General features: G+C 46.4%; 2 protein-coding genes. Both read left to right on the top strand.

Annotated elements, in window-relative coordinates:
• On the top strand, window positions 1-1,115 hold a 1,115-nt coding region (gene ppnN / locus B9J84_RS15855; protein ID WP_094124544.1), incomplete at its 5' end, for a nucleotide 5'-monophosphate nucleosidase PpnN.
• A 90-nt stretch (window positions 1,116-1,205) separates the two neighbouring features.
• Window positions 1,206-1,991, top strand: a complete 786-nt coding sequence (gene xni / locus B9J84_RS15850) for a flap endonuclease Xni (protein ID WP_094124543.1) — start codon at window positions 1,206-1,208, stop codon at window positions 1,989-1,991.
• The last annotated feature ends 139 nt before the right edge of the window (window positions 1,992-2,130 follow it).

Raw genomic sequence — 2,130 nt, 5'->3', positions numbered from 1 at the left:
TTGATGGACAGATCATTAAAGGAATTCAAGAACATCTGTTTTCGGTCCTACGCGATATCGTTTATGTCAACATGCATCTGGCGGATAATCAGCGCCTAAATCTTACCAATGCCATTCACATCACCAACTTAGTGTTTGGTATTTTGCGTAATGCCAGTGCCTTGGTTCCCGGTCTTGAACCTAACTTAGTGGTTTGTTGGGGTGGACACTCTATCAACCCTACTGAGTACCAATATACGCGGGAAGTGGGCCATGAACTGGGTTTGCGTGAACTGAACATTTGTACAGGCTGCGGACCAGGCGCTATGGAGGGGCCAATGAAAGGGGCCGCCATTGGACACGCTAAACAGCGCTATACCGCACAACGCTATCTTGGCTTAACCGAACCATCGATCATTGCCGCCGAGCCACCAAATCCGATTGTGAACGAATTGGTGATTATGCCGGATATTGAAAAACGCCTAGAAGCTTTTGTGCGAATGGCGCACGGCATCATTATTTTCCCCGGTGGAGCAGGAACAGCGGAAGAACTGCTGTACATTTTGGGTATCATGATGCACCCAGATAACGCAAGCCAACCAATGCCAATTGTACTGACTGGTCCAAAAGAGAGCGAAGCCTACTTCCGTTCAATCGACACATTCATTGCCGAAACATTAGGTGAAAAAGCACGCCAGCATTATCAAATCGTCATTGATGATCCAGAAAAAGCGGCGCGTATCATGAGCCAAGCGATGCCGCTGGTTCGTCAGCATCGTAAAGATAGTGGTGATGCTTATAGTTTCAACTGGTCCCTCAAAATCGAGCCTGAGCTCCAACTGCCTTTTGAACCGACTCACGACAGTATGGCCAACTTGGATTTACACCTAAACCAAAAACCAGAAGTACTCGCTGCTAACTTGCGTCGCGCCTTCTCTGGCATTGTCGCTGGTAATGTGAAAGCGGAAGGCATTCGAGAAATTGAACGTCACGGCCCATTCATCATTGATGGCGATGCCCAATTGATGAAAAAAATGGATCTATTGCTAAAAGACTTCGTTGCACAACACCGAATGAAGCTGCCCGGTGGCAGTGCTTATGAACCTTGCTATAAAATTGCAACCAATAACCATTAAAGGCAAAAATAACTTATGCCGGGGATGAGTGGCAATATTAAGTGAGATCATTACAATAAGGGCTTATTAAGCCCTTATTTTTTGGTCGTTATGTCTTTACACCTTGTCATCATTGATGCTTTGAATTTGATCCGTCGGGTGCACTCCGCACAACCCGATCCTACCGATATGGCAAGAACCATAGAGACAACCTCGCGCACCTTGCACCGTATCATCAATGAAGCTCAACCGACCCACATCATCGCCGTGTTTGATCATCACTTACAAGACCGGGGCTGGAGAGCACAACTTCTACCGACTTATAAGCAGAACCGGAAGCCGATGCCAGAAGCACTGCAACTTGGCTTAGACGCCATTCAGCAAGCATGGTGGGAATTAGGGATTGATTCACTGCTCTCGGAAGGTGATGAAGCCGATGATTTGGTGGCCACCTTAGCCACGAAAGTGGCAAGCCACGGTGAAAAAGTAACGATCATTTCAACCGATAAAGGCTACTGCCAACTACTCTCCCCCACTTTACAAATTCGTGACTACTTTCAACATCGTTGGTTAGATCAACCCTTTATTGAACAGGAATTTGGCGTAAAGCCGAGCCAATTAACCGATTTTTGGGGATTAACGGGTATCAGTTCAAGCCAAGTTCCCGGCATTGCCGGCATTGGTCCCAAAGCAGCAAAAGAGATATTAACGCAATTTCCCGACATAGAAGCGGCCTACGCCAGTGCTGATTTGGCCAAGAAATACCGTAAAAAATTTGATGAGCAGATCGATATGGCGCGAGTCTGCAAACACATTGCCACACTAAAGACCGATATAGAGCTCGGTTTTAATTTGCAAGACATTCGCTTTTCAGCGCAAGTATCCCATCCAGAATAGCAAAACGCTCCTAGAAAGGAGCGTTAAATTAACCTATTGGAGCATTAGTGCGGAGAGATGTTCGACAAGCATTGAACATGCACTGTGATCTCTTCACGATCATGATACAAATGCTTTGCCTGCATGCGGAACTTTACAT

This window comes from Vibrio sp. V03_P4A6T147, from assembly GCF_002241085.1.
Classification (GTDB): Bacteria; Pseudomonadota; Gammaproteobacteria; order Enterobacterales; family Vibrionaceae; genus Vibrio; species Vibrio anguillarum.
The sequence above is the reverse complement of the archived record's forward strand: the minus strand, read 5'-3'. Positions and strand labels throughout refer to the sequence as shown.

Excerpts from the sequence above, each read along its gene's own strand:
- xni (WP_094124543.1), top strand. The coding sequence starts at position 1,206 with ATGTCTTTACACCTTGTCATCATTGATGCTTTGAATTTGATCCGTCGG.